Source organism: Bacillus sp. FSL R5-0443 (assembly GCF_038608285.1).
GTDB classification, from domain to species: domain Bacteria; phylum Bacillota; class Bacilli; order Bacillales; family Bacillaceae; genus Bacillus; species Bacillus velezensis.
This window is the reverse complement of the sequence record NZ_CP152013.1, coordinates 1,165,896-1,192,001: the sequence shown is the minus strand read 5'-3', so window position 1 is coordinate 1,192,001 and position 26,106 is coordinate 1,165,896. Positions and strand designations below refer to the sequence as shown.

The 26,106-nt window shown below is 44.0% G+C and carries 27 protein-coding genes, 1 tRNA gene, 1 pseudogene and 1 riboswitch; of the genes and pseudogenes, 20 read left to right on the top strand and 9 right to left on the bottom strand.

The window, feature by feature from the left end; translation table 11 throughout:
• Nucleotides 1-124 precede the first annotated feature (124 nt).
• Nucleotides 125-808 carry an HAD family phosphatase gene (locus NYE28_RS06170; RefSeq protein ID WP_136803354.1) on the bottom strand — a complete coding sequence of 228 codons (684 nt, stop codon included), beginning with the start codon at nt 806-808 and terminating at the stop codon, nt 125-127.
• 17 nt (nt 809-825) lie between these two features.
• Nucleotides 826-1,587: a DeoR/GlpR family DNA-binding transcription regulator gene (locus NYE28_RS06165; RefSeq protein ID WP_052827299.1), complete on the bottom strand. Its 762-nt coding sequence runs from the start codon at nt 1,585-1,587 to the stop codon at nt 826-828.
• 252 nt (nt 1,588-1,839) lie between these two features.
• Here NYE28_RS06165 and lacG point away from each other — a divergent pair, with 252 nt between their 5' ends.
• The 9 genes from lacG (at nt 1,840) to NYE28_RS06120 (ending at nt 12,487) form a co-directional block, all read left to right on the top strand.
• Nucleotides 1,840-3,240, top strand: a complete 1,401-nt coding sequence (gene lacG, locus NYE28_RS06160; protein ID WP_076423928.1) for a 6-phospho-beta-galactosidase — start codon at nt 1,840-1,842, stop codon at nt 3,238-3,240.
• A gap of 63 nt (nt 3,241-3,303) precedes the next feature.
• Nucleotides 3,304-3,618, top strand: a complete 315-nt coding sequence (locus tag NYE28_RS06155) for a PTS lactose/cellobiose transporter subunit IIA (RefSeq protein ID WP_007407323.1) — start codon at nt 3,304-3,306, stop codon at nt 3,616-3,618.
• Nucleotides 3,619-3,629: 11 nt separating this feature from the next.
• The gene (locus NYE28_RS06150; RefSeq protein ID WP_007407324.1) at nt 3,630-5,327 is read left to right on the top strand and encodes a PTS lactose transporter subunit IIBC; all 1,698 of its coding nucleotides are present in this window, start codon (nt 3,630-3,632) and stop codon (nt 5,325-5,327) included.
• Nucleotides 5,328-5,342: 15 nt separating this feature from the next.
• Nucleotides 5,343-6,512 (top strand): galactokinase, encoded by a 1,170-nt coding sequence (locus tag NYE28_RS06145; RefSeq protein WP_160222984.1) that lies wholly within the window; start codon nt 5,343-5,345, stop codon nt 6,510-6,512.
• 3 nt (nt 6,513-6,515) lie between these two features.
• The gene (gene galE / locus NYE28_RS06140; protein ID WP_012117333.1) at nt 6,516-7,508 is read left to right on the top strand and encodes a UDP-glucose 4-epimerase GalE; all 993 of its coding nucleotides are present in this window, start codon (nt 6,516-6,518) and stop codon (nt 7,506-7,508) included.
• A gap of 1 nt (nt 7,509) precedes the next feature.
• Nucleotides 7,510-9,009 carry a UDP-glucose--hexose-1-phosphate uridylyltransferase gene (gene galT, locus NYE28_RS06135; protein WP_342490335.1) on the top strand — a complete coding sequence of 500 codons (1,500 nt, stop codon included), beginning with the start codon at nt 7,510-7,512 and terminating at the stop codon, nt 9,007-9,009.
• Between the two features lie 51 nt (nt 9,010-9,060).
• A complete protein-coding gene (locus tag NYE28_RS06130; RefSeq protein WP_052827293.1) occupies nt 9,061-10,173 on the top strand; it encodes a glycosyl hydrolase 53 family protein in 1,113 nt (370 codons plus the stop codon).
• Nucleotides 10,174-10,458: 285 nt separating this feature from the next.
• Nucleotides 10,459-10,932, top strand: coding sequence for a MarR family transcriptional regulator (locus NYE28_RS06125; protein WP_007407329.1), 474 nt, complete (start codon nt 10,459-10,461; stop codon nt 10,930-10,932).
• A 142-nt stretch (nt 10,933-11,074) separates the two neighbouring features.
• The gene (locus NYE28_RS06120) at nt 11,075-12,487 is read left to right on the top strand and encodes an MDR family MFS transporter (RefSeq protein ID WP_160222983.1); all 1,413 of its coding nucleotides are present in this window, start codon (nt 11,075-11,077) and stop codon (nt 12,485-12,487) included.
• A 99-nt stretch (nt 12,488-12,586) separates the two neighbouring features.
• Here NYE28_RS06120 and NYE28_RS06115 read toward each other — a convergent pair whose 3' ends face one another.
• The 4 genes from NYE28_RS06115 to NYE28_RS06100 all read right to left on the bottom strand — a co-directional run bounded on the left by NYE28_RS06115 (nt 12,587) and on the right by NYE28_RS06100 (nt 15,298).
• A complete protein-coding gene (locus tag NYE28_RS06115) occupies nt 12,587-12,889 on the bottom strand; it encodes a putative quinol monooxygenase (protein WP_236655713.1) in 303 nt (100 codons plus the stop codon).
• Nucleotides 12,890-12,989: 100 nt separating this feature from the next.
• On the bottom strand, nt 12,990-13,910 hold the full coding sequence (gene bla / locus NYE28_RS06110) for a class A beta-lactamase (RefSeq protein ID WP_132106234.1): 921 nt from the start codon (nt 13,908-13,910) through the stop codon (nt 12,990-12,992).
• Between the two features lie 348 nt (nt 13,911-14,258).
• Nucleotides 14,259-14,645, bottom strand: coding sequence for a VOC family protein (locus NYE28_RS06105; protein ID WP_136396273.1), 387 nt, complete (start codon nt 14,643-14,645; stop codon nt 14,259-14,261).
• A 290-nt stretch (nt 14,646-14,935) separates the two neighbouring features.
• The gene (locus tag NYE28_RS06100; protein ID WP_038457666.1) at nt 14,936-15,298 is read right to left on the bottom strand and encodes a hypothetical protein; all 363 of its coding nucleotides are present in this window, start codon (nt 15,296-15,298) and stop codon (nt 14,936-14,938) included.
• Nucleotides 15,299-15,818: 520 nt separating this feature from the next.
• On the opposite strand from NYE28_RS06100, the gene NYE28_RS06095 reads away from it, so the two are divergent.
• The 5 genes and pseudogenes from NYE28_RS06095 to NYE28_RS06075 all read left to right on the top strand — a co-directional run bounded on the left by NYE28_RS06095 (nt 15,819) and on the right by NYE28_RS06075 (nt 19,418).
• The gene (locus NYE28_RS06095) at nt 15,819-17,597 is read left to right on the top strand and encodes a T7SS effector LXG polymorphic toxin (protein ID WP_160222982.1); all 1,779 of its coding nucleotides are present in this window, start codon (nt 15,819-15,821) and stop codon (nt 17,595-17,597) included.
• A gap of 11 nt (nt 17,598-17,608) precedes the next feature.
• A complete protein-coding gene (locus NYE28_RS06090; protein ID WP_021494070.1) occupies nt 17,609-18,001 on the top strand; it encodes a hypothetical protein in 393 nt (130 codons plus the stop codon).
• A gap of 33 nt (nt 18,002-18,034) precedes the next feature.
• Nucleotides 18,035-18,343 (top strand): annotated as a pseudogene (locus NYE28_RS06085) (hypothetical protein).
• A 53-nt stretch (nt 18,344-18,396) separates the two neighbouring features.
• Entirely contained in the window at nt 18,397-18,696 is a 300-nt protein-coding gene (locus tag NYE28_RS06080) for a contact-dependent growth inhibition system immunity protein (RefSeq protein ID WP_095352238.1), read from the top strand.
• 365 nt (nt 18,697-19,061) lie between these two features.
• A complete protein-coding gene (locus NYE28_RS06075; RefSeq protein WP_160222981.1) occupies nt 19,062-19,418 on the top strand; it encodes a tRNA-Val4 in 357 nt (118 codons plus the stop codon).
• Between the two features lie 244 nt (nt 19,419-19,662).
• Here the strand turns inward: NYE28_RS06075 and NYE28_RS06070 are convergent.
• The 3 genes from NYE28_RS06070 to NYE28_RS06060 form a co-directional block, all read right to left on the bottom strand.
• Nucleotides 19,663-19,735 (bottom strand) — tRNA-Val (locus NYE28_RS06070).
• A 138-nt stretch (nt 19,736-19,873) separates the two neighbouring features.
• Nucleotides 19,874-21,049: a cystathionine beta-lyase gene (metC, locus tag NYE28_RS06065; protein WP_052827270.1), complete on the bottom strand. Its 1,176-nt coding sequence runs from the start codon at nt 21,047-21,049 to the stop codon at nt 19,874-19,876.
• A complete protein-coding gene (locus NYE28_RS06060; protein ID WP_012117314.1) occupies nt 21,042-22,163 on the bottom strand; it encodes a methionine biosynthesis PLP-dependent protein in 1,122 nt (373 codons plus the stop codon). The genes metC and NYE28_RS06060 overlap by 8 nt, the downstream gene beginning before the upstream one ends.
• Before the next feature lie 68 nt (nt 22,164-22,231).
• Nucleotides 22,232-22,357: riboswitch (SAM riboswitch) on the bottom strand.
• A 174-nt stretch (nt 22,358-22,531) separates the two neighbouring features.
• Between NYE28_RS06060 and NYE28_RS06055 the strand changes: the two genes are divergently transcribed.
• The 6 genes from NYE28_RS06055 (at nt 22,532) to NYE28_RS06030 (ending at nt 26,078) form a co-directional block, all read left to right on the top strand.
• Complete coding sequence (locus tag NYE28_RS06055; protein ID WP_012117313.1) at nt 22,532-23,254, top strand: esterase family protein; 723 nt, start codon at nt 22,532-22,534, stop codon at nt 23,252-23,254.
• A 25-nt stretch (nt 23,255-23,279) separates the two neighbouring features.
• The gene (locus tag NYE28_RS06050; RefSeq protein WP_007610690.1) at nt 23,280-23,795 is read left to right on the top strand and encodes a YjcG family protein; all 516 of its coding nucleotides are present in this window, start codon (nt 23,280-23,282) and stop codon (nt 23,793-23,795) included.
• Nucleotides 23,796-23,799: 4 nt separating this feature from the next.
• On the top strand, nt 23,800-24,231 hold the full coding sequence (locus tag NYE28_RS06045) for a GNAT family N-acetyltransferase (protein WP_012117312.1): 432 nt from the start codon (nt 23,800-23,802) through the stop codon (nt 24,229-24,231).
• Between the two features lie 160 nt (nt 24,232-24,391).
• Nucleotides 24,392-24,625, top strand: a complete 234-nt coding sequence (locus NYE28_RS06040) for an AbrB/MazE/SpoVT family DNA-binding domain-containing protein (RefSeq protein ID WP_007409078.1) — start codon at nt 24,392-24,394, stop codon at nt 24,623-24,625.
• Nucleotides 24,626-25,363 carry an ABC transporter ATP-binding protein gene (locus NYE28_RS06035; protein ID WP_007409079.1) on the top strand — a complete coding sequence of 246 codons (738 nt, stop codon included), beginning with the start codon at nt 24,626-24,628 and terminating at the stop codon, nt 25,361-25,363.
• Nucleotides 25,356-26,078: an ABC transporter permease gene (locus tag NYE28_RS06030; protein WP_015239588.1), complete on the top strand. Its 723-nt coding sequence runs from the start codon at nt 25,356-25,358 to the stop codon at nt 26,076-26,078. Before NYE28_RS06035 ends, NYE28_RS06030 begins: the two co-directional genes overlap by 8 nt.
• The last annotated feature ends 28 nt before the right edge of the window (nt 26,079-26,106 follow it).

Below are 26,106 nucleotides of genomic sequence, written 5' to 3'. Positions count from 1 at the left end.
CGATTAAAAAGCGAAACCCCTTTCTTCACGAGAAGCAGACACCGCCGAACACAAAAACATCCCGTGTTGCGAACGGAGTCCGCAGCCTGTACAGCCATATCGGCATGAAGAACCGGCTGATCTCTCAAACAGAATGTCCGGCAATCACCTCAAAAAACGAGGTGAAATCTGTCAGTATCCCGTCATCCGCCAGCTGTTTTTCTTCAAATAGCGCGCGGTTTTTTCCGAGCGGGTCAATGGCCATAATCTTGCCTGCACCTGCTTTTTTCGCCGCTGTGAGCCCCGAAAAGGCATCTTCAATGACTAAGCAATCTTCAGGTCCGAGGCCTAACTTTTCCGATGCGATGAGAAAAATATCCGGCGCCGGTTTTCCGGGGAAGCTCCCGTCATCAAACGTGACTTTGTCAAAATCAAACCACCGATCCAACTGAAAGGCGTCAAAGTAAAACTCGACATTTTCCTTTACCGTAGCCGTGGCAATGGTCATTGGCGTTTCTGATTTTTTCAGATGGTTCAATACGCCGGTCAGTCCCTTCGTCAGCTTTAACTCATCTTTGTTTTCAAGGCATAATTCTCTGTAGTAGGCTTCTTTTTCAAAAGACAGCTTCTTGATTTCTTCATTTGTTAAATCGCCGGAAATAAAATACGTCAGGATTTCACTGTTTGTTCTCCCGTGAATGTTAACGAAAATGTCTTCATCAGAAATGGTTTTCGGCGCGTATTTTTTCACCATGAAAAACCATGCTTTTTCGTGCAGATGCGAATCTTGAAACATCGTGCCGTTAAAATCAAAAATAACCCCTTTCATTGAACCGCCCGCCTTTTTTATTTTTTTGCGATTTTGACATCTACATATTGCTCGTAATGAATTTGAACATCTTTCATCACTTTATCATCCGTAATCAGATAATCCATATCATGTAAGTTATAGAACACGTAAAAATCTTCCCGGTTGAATTTTTTATTATCCGCCAGCAAAAATTTCGTCCGCGAATTATTCAGCGCGATTTGATGAGCTTCCCCTTCTTCAATGCTGTAAGAAGAAATCTCATCATTATGTATGCCGTTGGCGCTGATGAAGGCTTTCGTAAAATTGAATTTCTGCAGATTGCCGTTCACGATGGGCCCGACGAAGGCACCGGTATTTTTTCGGAAATCGCCGCCAATCAGGATGGTATCCGCAGTGTCACCATGCTTTAAAATATCAAATACGGGATAGTTGTTTGTGATAATCCTGATTCGCTTATGCAGCAGGTGTTTGGCTAAAAGTTCAATCGTCGTGCCGGGCCCTACAAAAACGGTATCGCCGTCATTTACATAGGAAGCTGCGAGTTCCGCGATCTTCTCCTTCTCCTCCATTTGAACACCCAGTTTTTCATTATGCGATAATTCGTGATCAATGGAATAAGAAATGCTCTGTGCGCCTCCGTGAATACGTACGATTTTTCCGGCCTTATCCAGCTCGTCCAGATCTCTTCTCACTGTCATATCAGAAACATCCAGTTCATCGATAATATCACTCACCGTAATAAACCCCCGCGAGTTTACGATATCGATGATTTTTAAAAGACGTTCTTTTTTTAACATGTTCAATCATCCCCTCAACTTTACACACAATCTAACACACTGCGGCAACCCGGTCAACAAAAACAAACACTAACAAACAACATAATCAACATATAAAACAACGAAAAACTTATATACCCCCTATGAAAACAGATTTTATTTCTTTATGAAGCTATTGACAACAAAAATGTATGCGTTTACTATTAAACAAAAGATAACAATTACAAACATTAACAAACTTCAATTCACACATTGGCGAAGGAGGATTCAGTAATGCTCAAATTACCTCATGACTTTATTTTCGGCGGGGCGACTGCGGCATATCAAGCGGAAGGCGCCACAAAAGAAGGCGGCAAAGGGCCTGTGGCCTGGGATGAATTTCTTGAAAAACAGGGAAGATTCAGCCCTGATCCGGCAAGTGATTTTTACCGCCAGTTTCCGGAAGATATTAAACTATGTGAAAAATTCGGAATAAACGGCATCCGCCTTTCTATAGCCTGGACGAGAATTTTCCCTGACGGCACGGGCAAAATCAATCAGGAAGGTGTTGATTACTATCATCGTATTTTCTCAGAGTGCCATAAACGCAACGTCACCCCTTTTGTCACGCTGCATCATTTCGATACACCGAAAGGATTATTTGACCAGGGAGATTTCCTCAACCGCGCTGCAATAGAAGCGTTCGTCAGCTATGCGGAGTTTTGCTTTAAAGAATTCAGCGAAATCAGATATTGGAGCACGTTTAACGAAATTTATCCCACAGCCACCAACCAGTATTTACTCGGGGTTTTCCCGCCATCTGTTAAAAGTGATATCACAAAAGTCATTCAATGCCTCCATCATATGATGGTAGCGCATGCGATGACCGTCAATCTTTTTAAAGACGGCGGCTATCCGGGAGAAATCGGTGTCGTCCACTCATTGGAAACAAAATATCCCGCCAGCGACTCAGAAGAAGACCGCCACGCCTGTTTTCTGGATGACGCGTTATCAGTGAGATTCCTCCTCGACGCCACCTACCTCGGCTATTATTCTGAGGAAACCATGCGGGCTCTGGATGAAATCTGTGAGGCAAACGGCGCTTCATACGAGTTTTCAGACAGTGACTTTGACGTGATGAAAAAAGCTTCAACGCGCAATGATTATCTCGGCATCAATCATTATCAATGCCATTTCGTCAAAGCGTACGACGGAGAAACCGTTATTCACCATAACGGAACGGGCGATAAGGGCACTTCGGTCTATAAAGTAAAAGGAATCGGCGAAAGAATTTACAAAGAAGGCCTGAAACGGACCGATTGGGACTGGCTCATTTATCCTGAAGGCATGTATGACATGCTGATGCGCATCAAACGGGACTATCCGCAATATAACAAAATGTACATTACCGAAAACGGCATGGGCTATAAAGATGAGTTTGAAGACGGCATCATTATGGATAAGGCAAGAATCGACTATTTAAAAGTCTATTTAGAAGCCGTCAGTAAAGCGATTACCGACGGAGTCAATGTAAAGGGGTACTTCTTATGGTCCTTAATGGATTTATTTTCATGGACCAACGGCTACAACAAACGTTACGGTCTTTTTTACGTCGACTTTGACACCCAAAAACGATATCCGAAAGAATCGGCCTACTGGTACAAACTTGTAAGTGAAACAAAAACAATCATTTAACGATCATACATGGTGAAAAGAGTCTCTTTTCATCATGTGTGCCGTCTTTAGGAGGTTTTTTTCATGACAAAGGAAGAATTGCAGATGCTCGGTTTTGAAATCGTCGCCTATGCCGGCGACGCCAGAAGCACTTTATTGAAAGTCCTGAAAGAAGTCCGTGCCGGAAACTTCGAAAACACGGAAGCAGCATTGAAAAGCGCCGATGAAAATTTAACCCTCGCCCACAATGCGCAAACGAAAATGTTAGCTGAAGAAGCTGACGGCAAGGACATGGAATTAGGATTTATTTTCGTTCACGGTCAGGACCACTTGATGACAACCCTTTTGCTCCGTGATCTTATTCAGGATTTTATAGAACTCTACCGAAGCCGCCGATAAGGAGTGGAAAAATGAACGGTATCATCAAGCAAATCGAAAAGGGAAAACCGTTTTTTGAAAAAATCTCAAGAAACATTTATTTAGGCGCGATCCGCGACGGCTTCTTAACGGCCATGCCTGTTATTTTATTCGCCAGCATTTTCATCCTCACCGCCGCTGTGCCGGAAGTGTTGGGTTTCACTTGGCCTAAAAGTGTTTCTGAATGGCTTTGGAAAGTTTATAACTATTCAATGGGCGCCCTCGGTCTGATCGTTGCGGCAACAAGTGCGAAATGCCTGAGTGAATCAATGAACCGAAAAATGCCGAAAAACAAAGGGATCAACCCCGTTTCAGCGATGCTTGCTTCAGTCGTCGGGTTTCTCATTTTAAGCGTCACTCAAATCGATGGCGGGTTCTCCACGGAATACCTCGGCACAAAAGGTCTTTTAGCCGCTTTTGTATCCGCTTTCATAACAGTGAACGTTTACAGATTCTGCGTGCTGAAAAATATTACGATTAAAATGCCTAAAGAAGTACCGGGTACCATTTCACAAACATTTAAAGATGTTTTTCCGTTCGCTTTTTCCGTTTTGGCCATGGTGATCGTTGATTTATTGATCAGGAACACGCTGAACGTATCGTTTGCAGAGGCTCTCTCCTCTCTCTTATCGCCGTTTTTTACCGCCGCAGACGGTTATCTGGGGATTTGTGTCATTTGGGGAATGATGGCGCTGTTCTGGTTTGTCGGCGTTCACGGGCCTTCTATTGTGGAACCGGCCATCGCAGCTATTATTTACGCAAATGTGGAGGCGAACCTTCAGCTTCATAATGCCGGTGAGCAGGCGTCCAACGTGCTGACCGTCGGACTCGGGAACTTCGTCGGCACAATGGGAGGAACCGGCGCAACCCTTGTGGTTCCGTTTATCTTTCTTCTTTTCGCGAAATCCAAGCAATTGAAAGCAGTCGGAAAAGCATCCGCGGTTCCGGTGTCTTTCGCAGTAAACGAACCTCTGCTCTTTGCTGCGCCGATCATTTTAAATCCTTATTTTTTCATTCCGTTTGTTGTAACGCCGATGGTGAATGTCTGTCTGTTTAAATTTTTCGTGGATGTCATCGGAATGAACAGTTTTATGTATGTTCTTCCGTGGGCCACCCCGGCGCCCGCCGGCTTGATTCTCGGAACCGGCATGGGGCTCTCGGCTTTTGTGCTGACAGCTGTATTAATCATTGTCGATTTCCTGATATACCTGCCATTCTGCAAAGCTTATGACAAAGTATTAGCGGCGAAAGAAGCCCAACACACCGAGCCTGAAACCGCGCCGCAAACATTACAGCCCGCCATGGCCGGCGCCTCCGAAGACGCGTCCTCCGTCATCAGCACAAATCTTCAGGAATCCTCATCCTCCTTGGAACACAGCACCAATGTGTTAGTGCTGTGCGCCGGAGCGGGAACGAGCGCTATGCTTGCGAACGCACTGACAGAAGGAGCCGAAGAATATAACGTGCCGATTACCGCCTCAGCAGGCGCCTACGGATCCCATTACGACATCATGAAAGACTTCGATATGATCATTTTGGCTCCGCAGGTCGGCTCTTATTACGATGACATTAAAGAAGATGCGGACCGCCTGCAAGTGAAACTCATCGCAACGAAAGGAGCAGAATATATCAGCCTCACCAGAAATTCACAAAAAGCCATTCAGTTCATACTGGAGCATACCTCAAAATAGAATCGGAGGTTTATCATGGAAGCCAAACTTTTGAAATCAAGATTCGAAGACATTTTCAAGAGAAGTAACGGAGAACTGTTTTTCGCACCCGGCCGGATCAACCTGATCGGGGAACATACGGATTATATAGGCGGCCACGTTCTTCCATGCGCGATCACGATCGGAACATATGCCGTATGCGCAAAACGCGGAGATCACCAGATCCGGTTATACTCAGAAAACTTTCCTGACAGCGGCATTGTCTGCCTTGATCTTTCCGCCACATCATACAAAAAAGAAGACGGCTGGGCCAATTATCCGAAGGGGATGATCCATTACCTTCTTAAAGCCGGCGGCCAAATAGACAGCGGAATGGATATTCTTTTTCACGGTACAATTCCAAACGGAGCCGGTTTAAGCTCCTCCGCTTCTATTGAAATGTTAACAGGTTCCATTTTAAGAAAGTTATTCAGCCTGGATGTTACCGATACTGAACTGGCGCTTATCGGAAAAAGAGTCGAAAATGAATTTATCGGCGTGAATTCAGGCATTATGGATCAATTCGCAGTGCAAAAAGGCAAAAAGAACATGGCCATTCTGTTAAACTGCGATAAGCTTGAGCACGAAATGATTCCGGCTGCTTTTAACGGATATAAAATCGTCATTATGAATACGAACAAGCGCCGGGAGCTGGCGGCTTCAAAATATAATGAACGCCGCAGCGAATGTGACGAGGCTCTTTCAGAACTGCGGCAATATCGGAATATCGCATCACTTGCAGAATTGACGGGAGAAGAATTCAACAAACTCGAATCCCTTCTCTCCTGTGAAACGTTGCGTAAAAGAGCCCGGCACGCGGTCAATGAAAACGAGCGGACCCTCTCAGCCGCGGAAGCTCTCAAATCGAATGATTTGAAAACGTTCGGCGAGCTGATGAATGCGTCCCACCGTTCGTTACGCGATGATTATGAAGTGACCGGTGACGAATTAGACGCGCTTGCTGAAGCAGCCTGGAAAGAAGGAGCACTCGGAGCGCGGATGACGGGCGCGGGGTTCGGCGGCTGCGCCATAGCCATTGTGGAAAGTGAAGAAACCGCCGGCTTTATCCGGGCCGTTTCATCTCACTACCGCAGCAGGACAGGTCTTGAAGCTTCTTTTTACATCGCGGATATAAGCGATGGCGCGGCTGAATGGAGGGAAAAATAAATCATGGCGATTCTCGTTCTCGGCGGAGCCGGCTATATCGGTTCTCATGCGGTTGATCAATTATTAAACAAAGGATTTAAAACGATAGCTGTGGATCATCTGCAGACAGGCCACCGGAAAGCTGTTCATGAAAAAGCAGTTTTTTACCATGGAGATATCCGTGACAAACCGTTTCTTCGCTCTGTGTTTGCGAAGGAGAACGTAACAGGCGTTCTCCATTTTGCCGCTCAATCCCTTGTCGGCGAATCAATGAAAGACCCTCTTTCATATTTCAATAATAATGTGTACGGTACGCAAATTACACTGGAGGTCATGCAGGAATTCGGGGTGAAACACATTGTGTTTTCTTCATCCGCCGCTGTATACGGCGAACCTGAAAAAGTGCCCATCACAGAAGACATGCCGGAAAAGCCGGAAAGCGCATACGGCGAATCAAAACTCATGGCAGAAAAAATGCTGAAGTGGTGTGAAACCGCCTGCGGCATAAAATATGTCTCGCTTCGGTATTTTAACGTTGCCGGCGCGAAAACGGACGGTTCCATCGGAGAAGATCATCATCCGGAAACCCACCTTATCCCTATCCTTTTACAAACCGCGCTCGGTCAGCGCGAGGAGGTTTTGATATTCGGCACTGACTATGATACAAAAGACGGCACGTGCATCCGCGATTATGTCCATGTTTCCGATTTAATCGATGCCCATATTCTCGCTCTGGAATATTTGCAAAACGGCGGAGACAGCGGCATTTTCAATTTAGGATCAAGCAGCGGGTTTTCCGTATCAGAAATGGCCGAAGCGGCCCGGCAAGTGACCGAAAGAGACATAAAAGTAAGAGCGGCCGCAAGAAGACCCGGTGATCCAAGCACCCTCATCGCTTCCAGCGATAAAGCGCGGAACATTCTGGGCTGGAATCCGAAACAAACGGACATATCGGAAATCATTGCGTCAGCATGGAATTGGCATCGGCAACATCCAAACGGATACAAGGACAAATGAAATGGAGGCGGCGGTCATTGAAGTTTTTGAATCAGTGGCAGGGTTTCTGAAAGAAAGCACTGTCTTAGGCGACATAAATGAAACAGATGTGATTTACACAAGAAACAGACTTCTCGATCTGCTCGGACTGACGGATTATGCAGAACCGAAGCATATCAAGAAACAAAACAGGCTTCACTATTTGGACGAAATGGTGAAAGACGCGGTAAAACGGTCAATCATTAACGATACGCCGGCTGAAAGAGACATGCTGGGAAGCAGAATCATGGACGTGATCACGCCGGCCCCTTCTCTGATCAATGCCGCATTCAGCAAATTGTTATCAGATTGCCCGAAAAAAGCAACAGATTACTTTTACCGACTGAGCCAAAACAACGACTATATTAAGACGCGGGCCATTCGAAAAAATATCGTGTACCGCTCACCAACACCTTTTGGGGCATTGGACATCACCATTAATTTATCAAAGCCCGAAAAAGACCCTAAAGACATCGCCACGGTAAAAAACAGTCCGGAAAACCGGTATCCGACATGCCTGCTCTGTATGGAAAACGAGGGGTATGCCGGAACACCGCATCACCCCGCCCGTTCAAATCACCGCATCATCAGGCTTGACTTAGCGGGAGAACAGTGGGGGTTTCAATACTCTCCTTATGCGTATTACAGCGAGCACGCTATCTTTCTTTCAAGCGTGCACAAGCCGATGAACATCAGCCGCGACAGCTTCAGAAGGCTTTTGGCTATTACGGAAATCTTCCCGCATTATTTTGCGGGATCAAACGCAGACTTGCCGATCGTAGGAGGTTCCATTCTTTCACACGATCATTATCAAGGCGGCGCCCATGAGTTTCCGATGGCAAAAGCGGGTTCCCTCTACCCTTTTCATATGCGTCATTTTCCAGACGTTCAGGCCGAAGCCGTGAAGTGGCCGGTATCAGTGATCCGCCTTCGCGCAAAAGATCCGGATTTGCTGACAGATGCCGCTGCGTATGTTTTTGAAAAGTGGCGGGAATATTCAGACGAAACCGTCAGCATCATCGCAAAGACAAATGAACCCCATAATACCGTCACCCCAATTGCCAGACGCAGGGGAACGGATTTTGAAATCGATCTCGCTCTCAGAAACAACCGCACCTCCGAAAATTATCCGGATGGCATTTTTCACCCGCATCAAGATGTGCATCACATCAAAAAAGAAAATATCGGTCTGATTGAAGTGATGGGACTCGCCGTTTTACCTCCCCGCCTGAAAGATGAGCTGGCAGAAGTGAAAAAGTATTTACTGAATGAACCTCATGACATCAAAGACATTCATCTTCCGTGGGCCGAAAACATCAAAACGGATGAAGACGTGACACCGGAAAATGCAGCCGCTGTTTTACAAAAAGAAACCGCGAATGTATTTTTACGCGCGCTGACCGATGCAGGCGTTTTTAAAATGACACACGAAGGAATTCAGGCGTTTCAGCGTTTCACGACGTTATTGGAGAATGGCAGCTGAAACATTCAGAGTGAAATCAATCAACAATCTTTTTTATCAGGAGGTATTGTGATGTTCAAAAACCGATTGAAACGTGTATTTGTAAACGCAATCTGTCTTTCTCTCATTTTCACTGCTTTTACATTCTTTGAGAAGTCTCCTAAAGCAAAAGCGGATGCCCCGTTTGCCTATGGCGCTGATATAGGATGGCTGAAACAAATGGAGGACGAAGGTGTGCGCTGGCTGGATGACGGCGGAAAACAGAAAGATGCCTTGCAGATTCTTAAAGATCACGGAATAAATGCCGTGAGACTGAGAGTGTTTGTGAATCCGCCAAGCAGCTATTATTGGCTGAAAGACGGCACAACATGGACCATGCTCGGCTATAGTGACAAAGCGGGCGTACTTGCGGCGGCCAAAAGGGCAAAAGCGTTAGGAATGAAGGTAATGGTTGACTTCCATTACAGTGATGTGTTCGCTGATCCAGGCCACCAGATCAAGCCGAACCAATGGACCGGCTATTCAAACAGCCAGCTGCAGGCAGCCGTGTATAACCATACGTACGATGTCATGAAAGAACTTAAAAATCACGGCATCTCCCCTGATTGGGTGCAAGTAGGGAATGAAATGAATTCAGGAATTTTACTGCCCGACGGCAGCACGAACGATTTCAGCAAATTGACCGCCTTACTGAACAAAGGCTATGACGCCGTGAAATCCGTCAGCCCGGCCACCAAGGTCATCAGCCATTTGGCACACGGCACGGACAACAGCCTATTCAGATGGTGGTTTGATCAATTCTTTAAAAACGGCGGGAAAACCGACATTATCGGCGTTTCGTTCTATCCCTATTGGGAAGGTAAGCCGTACTGGGAGCTCACCGGCCATTTATCATCTAATTTGAATGACATCGCCTCACGCTACAACAAGGAAGTCATGGTGGTTGAACTGGGCGGAGATGAAAATAATCCGAAAGATTCCTACTGGACCATAAAAGACACCATAAAACTGGTGAAAGCCGTTCCGAACGGCAAAGGAACCGGCGTATTTTACTGGGAGCCCGAGGCTCACTCCAGCGTTCTGTCAGACGCGTATCCATTAGGCGCAACCGCCAAAGTGTCTAAAAACGTCTTGAAATACACAACCGCAATCGACGCTTTTCATGATGCCGCAACAGGAAAATGATTGATGCGAATCTCAAGCAGGCTCATTGCGCAGCCTGCTTTTTGATAAGGCTGTAGTGTTGGCCTGTTATGAAAAAGAGCAAGTAACGAATACGGAAAGAAAAATACCCGAAAACCCACGTTTCGGTTAAAAAACCGCTTTTTAAATAGAATACTTCTTCTGTTCCCCCTCCTTCTTATTTCTGCGCACTATCTCTCAGTTCCTAAATAATAACTTTACGATTGTTGAAAAAGAAACAAACATTTTATAATATTGTGTAAGCACCACCGAGCAGGAGGACGGGCCATGGACAAAAAAGAACAGCTCCTCACGGATTTCAGGGACTTTTTTAACAAGATGGTGTGGCTGAATAGGCTGAAGATGGAAGAAAGCCTTAAGGGGCATAAACCTTCTGAAGTGCATTGCATCGAATTCATCGAAAAAATTGAAGACGCCAATGTGACAAAACTTGCGGAGTCCCTTTATATGACAAGAGGCGCCATAAGTAAATTAACGAAGAAGCTTATCAATAAAGGCCTTATCGAAAGCTATCAGAAGCCGCTTAACAAGAAAGAAATCTATTTCAGGCTTACCGAACAAGGAAAAGTCATTTATAAAATTCACGAGGAATTGCACAAAGAGTTTCAAGAACGGGACAAAATCGTGTTTGAACAAGTAACTGATGAACAATTTGACACGATGCTGAACTTCGTGGAAACATACAGCAGGCATTTGGATTCAGAAATAAAGAAACTTGGTGCAGACATGAAATCGGAATAAATATGAATAAAACCATAGGCAGCCCTTCTCCATGAAAACGGGCTGCCTTTTTATATCCCTCTTATTGTTGACAAGGAAACAAAATCACTCTATTATTTTGTTGACGAGGAAACAAAGATAGCAATTTTGAGAGGAGAGTAATATGTCAACACATAAAAGAAAGGAACTTCGGGTGCCAAAAGAAGTTCTCACAGCCGCCTGGGCTATTGCACTGGGAGCAATCACTCCAATGCTTGACTCTACGATGGTAAACATCGCCATCGACAAACTGACCAAAGACTTCAACACGACATTGGATACCATTCAGTGGTCCGTTACAGGCTATGTCTTAGCACTTGCGATTGCAGTACCCGTATCCGGCTGGCTTATGAATAAATATAACGGTAAGAAAATCTTCATCGGCTCAGTCATCGCCTTTGGTGTCATTTCTGTTTTTGCGGGAATGAGCCGTGACGTTTCCAGCTTCATCTTCTTCCGTTTGCTTCAAGGATTCAGCGCCGGCATTATGACTCCGCTTATGTCAACACTCTTGGTTAAAACGGCAGGTCCGGAAAACCTGGGAAAAGTGATGGCAATCGTCAGCACCCCTATGATCTTCGGCCCGATCTTAGGACCTGTCATCGGAGGCTTCATCGTCCAAGGCGCTTCATGGCATTGGATTTTTTACATCAACGTGTTCATCGTTTTGATTGCTGCACCGCTTATGATGAAAACCATTCCAGACTTTGAACCATTCAACAAAGATCGTAAACTCGATATTTTCGGGATTATCAATTTGTCATTAATGAGCGCGGCATTGATTTACGGTATTACGAAAGCGGCGGATCATGCATCATTTAACAATAGCGACACCATTTTATGGGCGGGTATCGGTCTTGTTTCAGCAGTCATTTATCTTGTATATAATCTGATCAAGAAAAACCAAACCGTGCTGCCTATGAATTTGTTTGCAAACAAGAGCTTCTTAGCATCTTCGATCGGGTTGTTCTTAGCGAATGTTGCCATCATGGGGCCGATGTTAATACTTCCGCTGTTTTTTCAAAACATTCGTCAGTTCACGGCAGTCGGAGCAGCACTCGCTTTAATCCCTCAAGGAGTCGGAATGCTCGTGACTCGTCCGCTGATCGGAAAAATGATTGATAAGATCGGTGCGAAATACGTGGTTACGGTCAGTCTTGTTCTTTCGCTGATCGGATCTATCCCGCTTATTTTTATCACCGATAACACAAGTATGATTTGGATTTCCGTCGTATTATTTATCCGCGGCACCAGTTTTGGAGGAATTATGCTACCATTGATGAGTGACGCTTATACAGGTCTTGACAGCAAACAGCTTCCGGAAGCGGGTGTCGGTATTCATATGATTGAAAACCTCGGTTCCAGCTTTGGGTCAGGTGTGATCGCAACCGTTACCGCAACTGTCATACAAGGATTGCAGCCGACGATTTCGAACAGTTTAAAAGGCTACCATGCCGGATTCTTAGTATCCGTCATCATCCTTGCGGCCATCTTCATTCCAAGTCTGTTCCTTACCCATAAAAAGACTGCGATATAAAGAACTTTTCAAAGTAAAAAACCCTTGCACAGCAAGGGTTTTAGTGAATGAAACTGATGATGGTTGCCGGCAGAGTCAGCCAACAATAGACAAAGCCTTTTACTCATTCACATTGCTTTTCATTAACCATTCTACTTCCGTTAATTCTTGTTTTTGAACGTCTTTTGTATGTTTTTTCGTAAAATGGACTTTAACAGCTTCTTCGTTTTCCCAAATCTCCCAAAGCATGATTTTGCGTTCTGATGGTTCAAGCGGATAAGCATGGAACTGAATACACCCTTCTTCTTTGTTCGTTTCTTCCTCAAGTTTTTTAAACTCTTTCATTATTTCATTAAGGTCTTTATCACTGATGATTTTTAAGCATGCCGTTATGTAATGCATCGAAAATCCCCCTCTTTCCATCTTTTTATGGCTTTACATTATAACATGTATCGAAAAACGAAACCGGCATACCGCATTCTCAACATATAAAAAACCGTCCATAAAAAATGAACGGCAATGTTTATTTAAGATCATTAAGAGCGACTTTTGCAGCCTCAGCGATAAGAGCATTATTATAATTGGCATCTTCCGTAAACCGGTTTGACAGGATTGCCAAAACAATTGGGGCTCTGTCAGGCGGCCAAACGATCGCAATGTCGTTTCGTGTGCCGTAGCTTCCGGCTCCGGATTTATCGCCGACTTCCCATCCTGCAGGAGCGCCTGCCCGAATCAGTTCGTCGCCGGTAGCGTTGCCCCGCATCCAATCTGTTAAAATCGTGCGCTTGTCAGCCGTGAGAGTGTTACCCAAAGCGAAAGTCTTAAGGTCATTCGCCAGTGCTTTTGCGGTGCTTGTGTCACGACGATCCCCAGGAATCGCAGAGTTTAGATCCGTCTCGAATCGATCAGCTTTTGTTACATGATCCCCAATCTGTTTCAGTGATTTTTCAAAACCTTTGGGGCCGCCAAGCTGCTGCAGCAATAGGTTCCCGGCGGTATTATCGCTGTAACGGACAGCGGCTTCTGAGATTTCTTTCAGGCTCATGCCTGTATCCAGGTGTTTTTCTGTGATTGGGGAATATGTAACTAAATCGTCTTTGCTGTAGCGGATGATGGCATTAAGTTTTTCATTTGAGCTTTTCTTCAGAACAGCAGCGGCAGCCAGAACTTTATAGGTTGATGCGTAAGCAAACCGTTCATTCGGCCGATAGGCGATTGTCTTGTTTGAACCTGTATCAATCGCATAAACGCCGAGCCTGGCATCAAATTTTTTCTCAAGCTGAACAAATTTTTGATTCGTTATACAGCTTGTCATTTTTGTGTTTTCTATAGACTTCGCTTCAGCATGCGCTGAGCCGAATAAAGGATTGAAACCGGTAAAGCTTAAACATAAAAGTCCAATGCATATTCCAACTTGTATTCCCGCTTTATTTTTCACATCCAGACCTCCTCATTATAATGATTTTGTATACATCTTCTAATTAACATTACAAACAGGATGAAAGTCAATATATTTCCTGTGAGATGATTAAATCCTGCATTCTGATCCCTCCCCTTATTAAATGCGCCGCCCTTGCCGCGTCTGAATGTTTGCATGTCCGCTTCGTGTTCATCATCTATTTGTTATCCCTCCGTGCAAATAAAAACGGGCACCAATCAGAGCACAGTGAGCTGTGCAATGATCAGTGTCTGCAGGCTTTCCGTCTTGGACCTATATATGTTTCTCTTACAGACTATAAAAATCATAAGGTAAGTTAACAAACGCATTACCTTAATCTCGCCAGTCAAAAAATTATATCATTTTATATATTTCAATAAGATTATTATCTGGATCTCTAAAATGAGCCACTCGTGCACGCCATTCCTGACGATCATGCGGTTCATTGACGCATTTAATCCCTTGCTTGTGCAGATAGTCATACGTTTTATCAACATCTTCTACCTTAGACTGAAGCAAAAATCTTGATTGCGCATCTCCGTCTAAAGATTTTCTTTCTTCTCCAACTATTTCAGCCATATTTTCTCGAGATAAAAGCTCTATTTTCGTTTCTCCATTATCGAAAAGTGCATATTCCATTTCCTTCTCTAACCAACTGATTGGAAGTCCTAATGAATCTTTATAAAACTCGACGCTTTTCTTAAAGTCATTAACCAATAGTCTAATTTGCAGCAATTTCATATTGAACGCCTCCTATCATTTTACTGGCCATTCATTTAATCATACAATAGGGACCTGACAGCATTATGTCAAGTTTCCATAAATTTTTTTCCATACTGCACCTAAATTTCGGATGAAAGCCTTCGGAGATTCATGAAACTGCGTTTGATCAATTCACATTCTTGGTTTGAATTTTCCTTCACTTCACCGTGGAGGCTCCGGCCGTGTAAGTCGCGCATCCGTAAACATCCGGCCGCCGCTCCTGTAAGTAACACAACTGATAAATGATTGACTGAATCGTTTTTTCACCGTCATTGCTTCCCCTGCTTTTTATATTCTGCGATTTCCTTAGGGGTAGCCTTTCGGACTCCGTCTGTGTCTGTCCTGTTTGCCACTTGAACGCCTTCCATGTTTTTTATCTCGCTGACTACTCCCAAATGCTCTAAATACACATGATCACCAATCTTGAAACGATTCAGTTTGGCCCGCTCCTCGGTCATGCTCCTGTATTCAGTCGCGGCTTTCATTTTTAATTCAGCCAGACACATTTGACAAAGGGTTACTGTTACAGAATTGCCGTTAAAATCAGTAAACGAAACCGCTCTGACAGATTCCTTTTCCGGGTGCATCGTGCATGTTTTCTTCATAGGTGATGGCCGTGTAAATTCAATCATTCCGCTTCCTCCTCAAAAAAGTCGCTTCGTCCCTCTGACGTAACAGCGGATGAATGGGAAGTTCCATACACCCGCATTCAAACCGTCACAATTACATGGAGGTTGCCTTCCCTTCGCCATCTGACGGATTTTCATACATCCTTCATAGCTGTAAGCCTATATTCCTTTATATTCCCAATGCTTGCCGTACTTCCCTGTTAAGATGAAGTTTCTAAAGCTGTGGACCAGTTGCCGCATGTTGGTTCCATGCGGAAAGCAGTTTGGACCGCCGTATCCAATTCATATGGGTAAATTTCAGCCCTCTAATATGTGTGTATGCTTTGTAAAGGAGGTGCGTCACATGATGTTCTAACAACCGATTCAACCTAAAGCTAACTCTTCCCCAATTCCCGATCATAAAATAAGTAAATTTACCCAGAACAAATTAATCATTTTGCACTTTCAAAATACTTATTTGTCTTTTTCTTCATTCTTCCATGGTAATATCTTGTTGAAGTATTTCGAATGAAAGGATATGGTCATGAAAGTTTTCGAAGCAACCACCCTGCTGGCCGCCGCCAAACAGCGCGCGGGTGAATACAAAGAACTGCGCGGCCAGATGGTCAATCTGAAAAAAGCGTTTCAAGGTATGGCTGATCTCGGTGACAGCGACTTCTCAGGCCGGGGCGCTGACAACATCAAAGCCTTTTTCCAGGACCACGCCGGCGTCACAGACAGCTGGCTTGATCTGATCGATATGAAAATCGCATTTCTCACAAGCCTTCCCGGTAAGGTCGAAGATGCCGGACTTTCCAATTCGCATGTGGAGGAATCATTTCTGGAGCATGAGCTCACCCACGCCCTCAGTAAATCAAAGGCGATTATGGAAGAGCAGAAAAAGGACATGCGCTCCATCCTCGGAGAGATCGAAGACATCATCTCGCTTGATCTGTTTTCAACCGAAAGCACAGATCAGAAGCTTTCTTCAGCTGACAAAAAAAGAAGCGAAACGATACATAAGCTCGACAAGCTTGATCACGATTTAACGAAGGAATACACAGAAACCGAAGCGAACGAACAGTTCATCCAAGCCGACTTTGAGCAGCTCCAAAACGCCACGGGCACAGGAAAAAGCGCAACTCCGCTTCACTACAATGCCAAGGCGTACCGTGAAAGCGACATCCATAAGAAAAAAGGCGATATCGCAAGGCACTCGGATGCTTATTTGACGATTAAAAAGGAAGAAGCGAAAGAGCGTGAAATCAAGGATCTGAAGAAAAAGCTGGCTGATGGTGTAACCGACCCGGATGAATACTTAGAAATCGCCAAGAAGGTTGGCTATGAGAATCTCACCCCTGAACAGCTTGAATTTGTTTTATTTTTGGAACAGCGTAAAGCTTTCATGGATAACGGAAAAGAAGCATTGCAAATCATAGGTGATGGCGCCAAAGGTCTGCTTGTTGGTGTATACGATCTTGCCAAGGATACCGGTGAAGGAGCACTTCAACTCGGACGGAATATCGGTTGGACAATTGACAACTTAAACAAAGATCCTCAAAAAGTTCTGGATACTGTTCTGGAATACGACTATCTAGGTGTCTTTCAAAGTATGGTTGACACATTGAAGGATGATTGGGATAAAAAGATGATTCACGGGGATGCATATACACGGATGCACTATGTTACTTACTTGGGCGGAAGTCTTCTGTTATTGAAAGGCGGAAAGTCCTCTGTCTCAACAGGCTCGAAAGATCTTGCTAAAGCTGGTGGCACAATTAAGAAAGGCGGAAAGTCTGTAAAACAGTTTTACAAATCTCCTGTCAATCGGTATACTCCTGCATTAGAAGGAATCCTTCAAGATGCTGAGAATACTATTAATGTGAAGAATACACCACTCCTAAAAAGAATAGCCGATTCCACTAAAGGTAGTGTACTCTTTAAATCAATCAATGGTAAGTCATCAAAAAACAAGACAGTTAAAAAAGGCCTTTCCAAAAAATCAAGAGAAGTTGCGCTTCCAAAGGTAGACACATATGAACAAGCTAGAAATGAGGCGCTAAATCTAATTGGTGATTTAGGAATAGATTCAAAACCTTTTATAGGTACTTTATCTAAAAGCGCAGGCTTTGGTAAAGTTACTGGCCGAATGTCTGGAGATAATAAAGTCCTTTGGAGATTAGATTATGACCCCGAAAAGGGACCTCATATAAATGTTGAGGATTATAGAAATGGAAAAGGAGATAAGGCAAAGAAATATTATATACCTTTTAACGGAAACGAAGATACTTATAAATCCCTTTTAAAACATTTAAATAAATAGGAAGTGTTAATATGACCTTATACGAAGAATGTCTAGAAGCTCTTGGAGATAACAAAGAAGTCCTCACTATTTCTGAGACACGTAAATATCATGAGCAACTTGGCGAAAGTTTCCCCTTCACATCATGGGGAAGAATTAAATGGGATGAAGTAACTTATCACAGATCTATTGATTACGCTGAAGATATTGATGAATGGTTAGTTGAGAATAAAATAGATAATAAAACTGTTATTCTCCTTTGGGCTTACGGTGATTATCCAGCTGTAAAAACCAGCTTAGACAACGCCTTAAACGTAATTGATGATGTAACTGCTGTAGGTTCAGATACCTTCATGTTCAGCGAATCTGGTTATGTTATTGAATTTTTCCATGATGGAGATGTAACAATAGGAAAAGCAATATGAAAATATTAGCCCTTCTTAGTTAAGAGAATCAATATGAATTTAGAGAAAAAAATGAAAGATATATTAATTAAAAGAAAAAAACTTAATCTTAATGATGACTATGGCATTCAAAAAAGTTGGGATGAAATAATTGAAGTGCTCTCAGAAAACGAAGAAAATACAATCAGCTACTCTAGAAAATTGTAATAAAGCAGATTTATATTGGGTCAGTGAGGTATTTGAAGATTTAGCTGAAAGTTTGCAAAGTAAAGACCTTATTGATTGTTTAAGAAAATTAGATGAAAATTCCCTGGCCTAGAAATGACAAATGATATTGATATAGCAGAAAGTTATATAGAATAATATACTTACCATCTCTTATATTTGAAGATAACGATTCTTGGTGGTGGTAAGCAATGATTGAAATTAAAGTTTCTGATCCTTTATTTAGATTTCTCGGTGGACATTTCCACCAAGATATAGAGTCTCCGGCAAATGCACTTGATGAATATTTAAATGAAGCATCACAAAAACTAAAAGAAAGAGATTTAATAGCACTAACTGAGTTTGTAAATAGTGATTATTCAGAAGAAGACAAGAATGAATTTATAGAGGAAGCAGCGGATGGCATATACTTTCCTGAAGATGATATAACTCCATTAGAATGGCTTAAGCAAGTCACTGAACAAATTAAAAAACACCTTAAAACAACATAGTTAGAAAAAGAGCCCTCTTATAAGAAGGGCTTCTTTTATAATTTCAATTTCACTTCTAGCTCCGCTTTCGTTTTTAGTCCGTAAATGCCGTATGTCTTCAAAACAAACATGGACTGAATCGTTCGACCGCATTTTTGATGACAGATAAATTGAAGTGGTATAAACTGCAGAAAAAGAGGGTAGTAAAAAATCCCATAATAATGGACTTAATTTATATTCTTCTAATCTCATTTTATGGGATTTTTCCCATCTCTCTGATGAACAAAAAGTCGCTAAACCATATCGGCTGTATTTGATGTAGAGATGTATATTAATAAAGATGGCTCAATAGCTACTGCATATCCTTTATATAAAAAACCAAGGGAATGATTGATTTTATTATGGAATATATATTTGAATGTAAAAGAGACCATTTAGGATACTTACGAGTAGTTCTCCCCGCAGAGTTAGAATACTTTTCTGATTTCATTGAAGACATTGTTTCGGTAGATGAAGCTGATGAATACTTGAAAATTATTCAAGATGTATTGGATGGTTCTTCTGAAGATTATGAGATTCAACTAAGTACAACCATTGCATATATAAAAGAAGATCAAACAGTCATAGAACACCTTTATACAGAAAATGAAAATGATAGAAGCTCCATGGAGACAGAAAAATTCAAAAAACTTATACTCGACTGGAGAGACAAGATCCCCCAAAGGTATAAGAGTGATGATTGAAACTTTAGGTCCCTTGAAATTCAAGGGACCTTTTTATTACTTAATACCGCTTCAAGTTTCACTTTGTTTTCGATCCGCAGTTACTATCTGGAGAACTCATTAGGAACCGTCTGACGAATTTTCGGTTTTCAGTGCATAATAGCTATCAATGCCATTTCCTTGCCCTTCTTACTGGAATAATGTAAGCCTCTAGAGCTGTTTCAATAAAAAGTAAAAAACCCTTGCTACGCAAGGGTTTTGGCTATGATTCCGACTGGGCTCGAACCAGCGACCTCTACCCTGTCAAGGTAGCGCTCTCCCAGCTGAGCTACGGAATCATGATATGTATGTGTTGCTGGGTATGTTGTTGTCTCTCTGACATTTATAATTATATATCCTGATTTCTCATTCGTCAACACTTTTTTTATCTAAAATAAAAAAAGGGCGCGTCACAAAATTGACGGCGCCCTTTTCGTTTATGATCTCACTTGGGCGGGGGTTATTTTTTTCAATGCCTGTTCGAAGTCCCGCTCTAAATCTTCGGCGTTTTCGACTCCGACGCTCAAGCGCAGAAGGCCGTCTGTGATGCCGCGTTTCTCCCTCTCTGCTTTTGGCATGGCGGCATGCGACATGGCTGCAGGGTATGAGAGAATGGATTCGACGGCGCCGAGGCTGACGGCAAATACCGGAAGCGATACGTTTTCGACCAGCTTTTTGACGGCTTCTTTGCTTTCCAATTCAAAGGACAGGACGGCGCCCGCACCGCTCGCTTGACGTTTATGGGTATCGGCTCCCGGGTGTCCGGCAAGGCCGGGATAGTAAACGTTTTTGACGGCCGGATGCCCGTCAAAATAGGCAGCCAGCCGCTCAGCCGTCCGGCTCGCTTTTTCCAGTCTGACCTGCAATGTTTTTAAGCCTCTCAATACGAGCCAGCAGTCCTGAACGCCGAGCACCGCTCCAAATGAATTTTGCAGCTTATACAGCTGATTGCCGAGCTCTTCATCCTTTACGGCGGCAAGGCCTGACAGCACGTCGCTGTGGCCGCTTAAAAATTTCGTCGCACTGTGAAGCACGATATCTACGCCGAGATCAAGCGGCCGCTGCAGAGCAGGCGTCATGAAAGTATTGTCAAGGTATGTCAGACAGCCGTGATCCTTTGCCAGTTTGACGACGCCCTTAATATCCGTGATGCCGAGCGTCGGGTTTGACGGTGTTTCCATATAAATGGCTTTCGTGTTCGGCCGGATGGCGCGGGCGACCGCTTCTGTGTCCGTCATATCGACAAAGGTATGTTCGATTCCGAAACGGGACAGAACCTCAGTCACCATGCGGAATGTTCCGCCGTACACATCCTCCGTGACGAGGACATGGTCGCCTTGGGATAAGAGCAGAAACGCCGTCGAAATCGCCGCCATTCCTGAGCTGAAAGCAAAACCTCTCGTTCCGCCTTCAAGACCTGCGATCGTTTCTTCAAGCGCTGTTCTTGTCGGTGTGCCTGAGCGGCTGTAGTCATATGTCCCGAATTCTTCAAATGAAGACTGATGGAATGTGGAAGCATGCTGGATCGGGACGCTGACGGCTCCGGTGGCTCCGTCTGTTTTAAATGGATTGTGCACGAGCTGGGTTTCCAGCGTCCAATTGTGATTACTCATATGACACGGCCCCCTCTTTTACTTGCTGTAATGCCTGCTTTACATCCCGCTTCAAATCTTCTGCATGTTCAATGCCCACTGAAAATCTCAGCAGACGGTTGCAGACGCCGTTTGCGATACGGATGTCTTCCGGAATGTCCATGTGCGTCTGCGTCGCGGGGTATGTAATAAAGCTTTCCACCCCGCCGAGACTTTCTGCGAAACAGATCGTTTTCAGCGCCTTTAAAAACGGATTGACCCATTCCTCTTTTTGCAGCCGGAAAGACAGCATCCCGCCTTTTCCGGGATATAACACGTCGGCGATTTCTTCTTCCTGTTCTAAAAATTCCGCAAGTTCACGGGCGTTTTCTTCATGACGGCGCATTCTGAGTCCGAGTGTTTTCATCCCTCTCATTAAAAGCCACGAATCAAACGGCGGGAGAACGGCTCCGATCGCATTTTGGTGATTAAACATGATCTCGCCGAGCTCTTCATCCTTTACGACAGCAAGACCGGCAAGGAGATCATTGTGCCCGCCTAAATATTTTGTGGCGCTGTGAATGACGATGTCCGCTCCCAGTTCAAGCGGACGCTGGAGCACCGGGGTATAAAACGTATTATCCACAATCAAAAGCAGGCCGGCTTCTTTCGTAATCCGGGCGATTTTTTCAATGTCCGCCTCCTGCATTAACGGGTTTGTCGGCGTTTCAACAAATACCGCTTTCGTGTTTTCCGTTATTTTGGAGCGTAAACAGTCTTCATCGCTGAAATCATCATAAATAAAGCTTAAGCCGTATTTTCTCCATTCGTTTTCAAACAAACGGTACGTGCCTCCGTATAAATCGGAGGATACAATCAATTCATCTCCGCTTTTAAATAAAGCCATAATCGTTTGAATGGCTGCCATTCCCGAGCTGAAAGCAAAGCCTCTCGCACCGTTTTCCAACACGGCGATAGCGTCTTCAACGAGCTGGCGTGTCGGGTTTTTCGTACGCACATAATCAAAGCCTGTAGATTCTCCAATTCCTCTATGGCGATAGGCGGTGGACAGATAAATCGGCGGACTGACCGTTCCCGTTGCTTCTTCGCTTCTATTTCCGATTTGGGCTAATTTTGTATCAACATGCTGCGTCATCAGTAAGCACCATCCTTTTTCAAAATAAAAAAGCCCCCTCTTCATAAGAAGAAGGAGCTTTTCTCTTCCTCTTATCTTCCAAGCATGTGAATCGCTTGCTGGATTTAGCACCTTGGCACTTTGCCTTCCCGCGGCAAAGCAAACCGGTTGCTGAGGTTTCAAAGGGCCAGTCCCTCCACCTCTCGTGATAAGAATATTGTTTTGTATTTTCTGATTGTTCTATATTAACGCACTATAAAATGAATTTCAATAACTTTTTATTTATCTGAACTCTCGCAAGAAGTGCATCTGAAGAAAGAAATTTCTAATAATTCATGGTACAATAGGAAAAAACCATCAAGACAAGAAGCGGCCTGGAGGAATGCGAAGTGGCATCAAAAAACGGAATCATTCATGAGAAAAAACTTTTCTCCCATGAGCTTGAAGAGGAAATGACCGTTTTGGTCTACCTGCCCGCCACCTTCTCCCCCCTGTATAAATATCATACGATCATCGCTCAGGACGGCCATGATTATTTCAGATTAGGGAGAATCGGGCGGCAGGCGGAAGAGCTTATGTCAAAAGGGGAAATTGACCGCTGCATCATTATCGGCGTCCCTTATAAAAATGTGCGGGAGCGAAGAAACACATACCATCCAGAAGGCTCTAAGTTCGCCTCATATAAGCGATTTATCGCAAATGAGCTCGTTCCTTTTATCGACAAAGAATACCCGACTTATCAAGTCGGATACGGCCGCACCATGATTGGGGATTCCCTCGGCGGAACCGTTTCGCTCATGACGGCGATTGACTATCCGAACATGTTTGGAAACGTCATCATGCAGTCTCCGTATGTTGACGGGCACGTGCTGGATGCCGTCCGGCAGTCGGAGGATCTCAAACAGATTTCCGTTTATCATCAAATCGGAGAAAAAGAAACCGGCGTTCACACGACAGACGGCCAGGTTCTTGATTTCACCGCGCCGAACGAAGAGCTCAAACAGCTGCTGGAAAGCAAACAGTCTGAATACACGTATGAAACCTTCGACGGGGATCATAAATGGACCTACTGGCAGCCGCTCATCACGCCGGCGCTGAAAAAAATGCTGTAACCATTCATTTAAGGAGGGAACTTTCATGAAATACGGTATTGTTTTATTTCCATCAAAAAAATTACAGGATCTCGCAAATTCGTACCGGAAACGCTACGACCCGAGCTACGCGCTCATTCCTCCGCACCTGACGCTAAGAGATCCGTTTGAAGCGACAGAACAGGAAATCGAGCAGGTCGTATCACAACTGAGACAGACGGCGAAAGAGTCGCATCCGCTCGTTCTGAAAATCACAAAATACAGCTCGTTTTCTCCTGTGAATAATGTGATATATATGAAAGCAGAGCCGACGGAGGAATTAAAATCTCTGAGTGAGAAATGCTACTCAGGAGCATTATCCGGCGAGCCGGAATACAGCTTCGTTCCGCATGTCACGGTCGGCCAAAAGCTGTCGTCAGATGAACATTCCGACGTACTCGGACAGCTGAAAATGCAGGACATTTCCCACGAAGAAGTCATCGACCGTTTTCACTTGCTCTATCAGCTGGATAACGGCTCATGGACTGTGTACGAAACATTTTTATTAGGCGGAGGAGAATAACTGCTTGGAATCCATCATCGCAAAAACTGAAAAACAGCTAAACGACGCTTTTTTCGTAAGAAAAGAGGTCTTTGTTAAAGAACAGCACGTTCCGGAAGAAGAAGAGATTGATCAATTCGAAGACACGTCAGAGCATATAGTCATATATGACGGCGGCCAGCCGGTCGGAGCCGGCAGATGGCGCTTGAAAGACGGGCATGGAAAATTAGAGCGCATCTGCGTGATGAAAAGCCATCGTTCTTTAGGCGTCGGAGCCATCATTATGCAGGCGCTTGAAAAAGCTGCGGCAGCCAAGGGCGCCGACAGCTTTATCTTACATGCGCAGACGCAGGCGGTTCCGTTTTACGAAAAACAAGGATACCGCGTCACATCCGGTGAAGAATTTCTCGATGCGGGCATCCCCCATCTGGAAATGATAAAGGAACACAAACGATAAAATCAAAAGCACTCCTGTTGATATGGCAGGAGTGCTTTTTTTATGAAAATAATACTATTTCATGCATTTTATTGCATTTTATGGAAGGTTAATGTATGTTTAGTATACGAAGTATTACAATTCATACAAAAAATACAATTCATATTTCGGAGGGATACACATGACGGCACCAAAAGGAAAACACATATTCGGGACTGTTAAAGTGGGTACAAAAGGACAGATTGTCATTCCTAAAGAAGCAAGAGATGTTTTTGATATAAATCCGGGGGATTCGCTGCTTATGCTCGGAGATGACCAGCAAGGTATCGCACTTGTTAAACAAGAACTCTTTTTCGAGTTTGCAAAAGATATTTTAAACGCTAAGCAAATCGATGAAGATAGCGAGGATGAGTAAATGCACGCGATTGAGCTGAAGCAATTAACGAAACATTATAAAGAAACCGCCGCCGTTGACCGTCTTGAGTTCTCAGTTGAGAAAGGGGAATTTTTCGCTTTACTCGGTGAGAACGGAGCCGGAAAAACGACATTAATCAGTATGCTTTGCGGACTCCTTTCTCCGGATGACGGTGATGCATCAGTGCTTGGACACAGTATTTTGACTGATTTGGATAAAATAAAACCGAAATTGAATATGTCCCCGCAGGAAACAGCCATCGCTCCTCATCTAACCGTACGGGAAAACTTAGAGTTTATAGCCGGAGTCTACGGAATTCCGAAAAAAGAAGCAAAAAAAAGAACAGATGAGATGCTCGAATTGTTTCAATTAAAAGAGAAAGAAAGAGCAAAAACAAAAACATTATCAGGAGGAATGCAGCGCCGCCTCAGCATCGCAATGGGAATGATCACCAAGCCTGATATTTATTTCTTAGATGAGCCGACATTAGGGCTGGACGTCCGTTCACGCCGCGAGTTGTGGAAAAATCTTGAGGCATTAAAGGGGGACATGACGATTATTTTAACGACACACTATTTAGAAGAGGCTGAAGCCCTGGCAGATCGTATTTGCATTTTAGAAAATGGGACTTTAAAAGCACTGGGTACGGCGGAGGCTCTGAAAAAGCAAACTCATTCAGCCACATTTGAAGATGCCTTTTTAGCGATTTGTGACGGGGAGGCGGGTCTTTATGCTTGATTTCGCCATTCGCAACCGCAAAGAAATTTTTCGTGACCCCCTGTCTATTATCCTTGGAATCGCACTGCCTGTTATTCTATTGTTTCTGTTTACGGCGATTGAAAAAAATGCGCCGCTTGATACCTTTAAAATTCAGCATTTAGCACCCGGACTCATTGTTTTCGGTTTTGCTTTCCTTACGATGTTCTCTGCATTGCTGATCGCAAAAGACAAACAGACCGCCCTTTTGACCCGTTTGTTTGCTTCCCCTTTAAAAACAGCCGATTATGTCATCGGTTATGCAATACCGATGCTGCCGTTAGCCATTTTACAAATCGTCATTTGTTTTATCGCAGCAGCGGCTGCCGGTTTATCCGCCGAGTGGATGAATCTTCTCGCAGGTATCGCTGTCTTGCTGCCGATTGCGATGATGTCCGTTTTCTTCGGTTTATGTTTAGGGGCTGTGTTTACGGACAAACAAATTTCAGGCATCGGAACGATTTATATTACACTCGTGCAATTTCTGGGCGGGGCTTGGATGGAGGTGAGCCTGCTCGGTGACACATTCAAACATATCGCTTATGCCTTACCGTTTATTCACTCGATCGAGCTGGCCCAGGAAGTCATATCCGGAGATTATTCTTCCTTTCATCAGCATATTTGGCCGATAGCGGGATATACCGTTTTGGCGCTTGCACTTGCTTTCCTCAGTTTTATGAAAATCAGGAAGAGATAAAAAAAGCCGGCACTCCGTAATGGGAGCG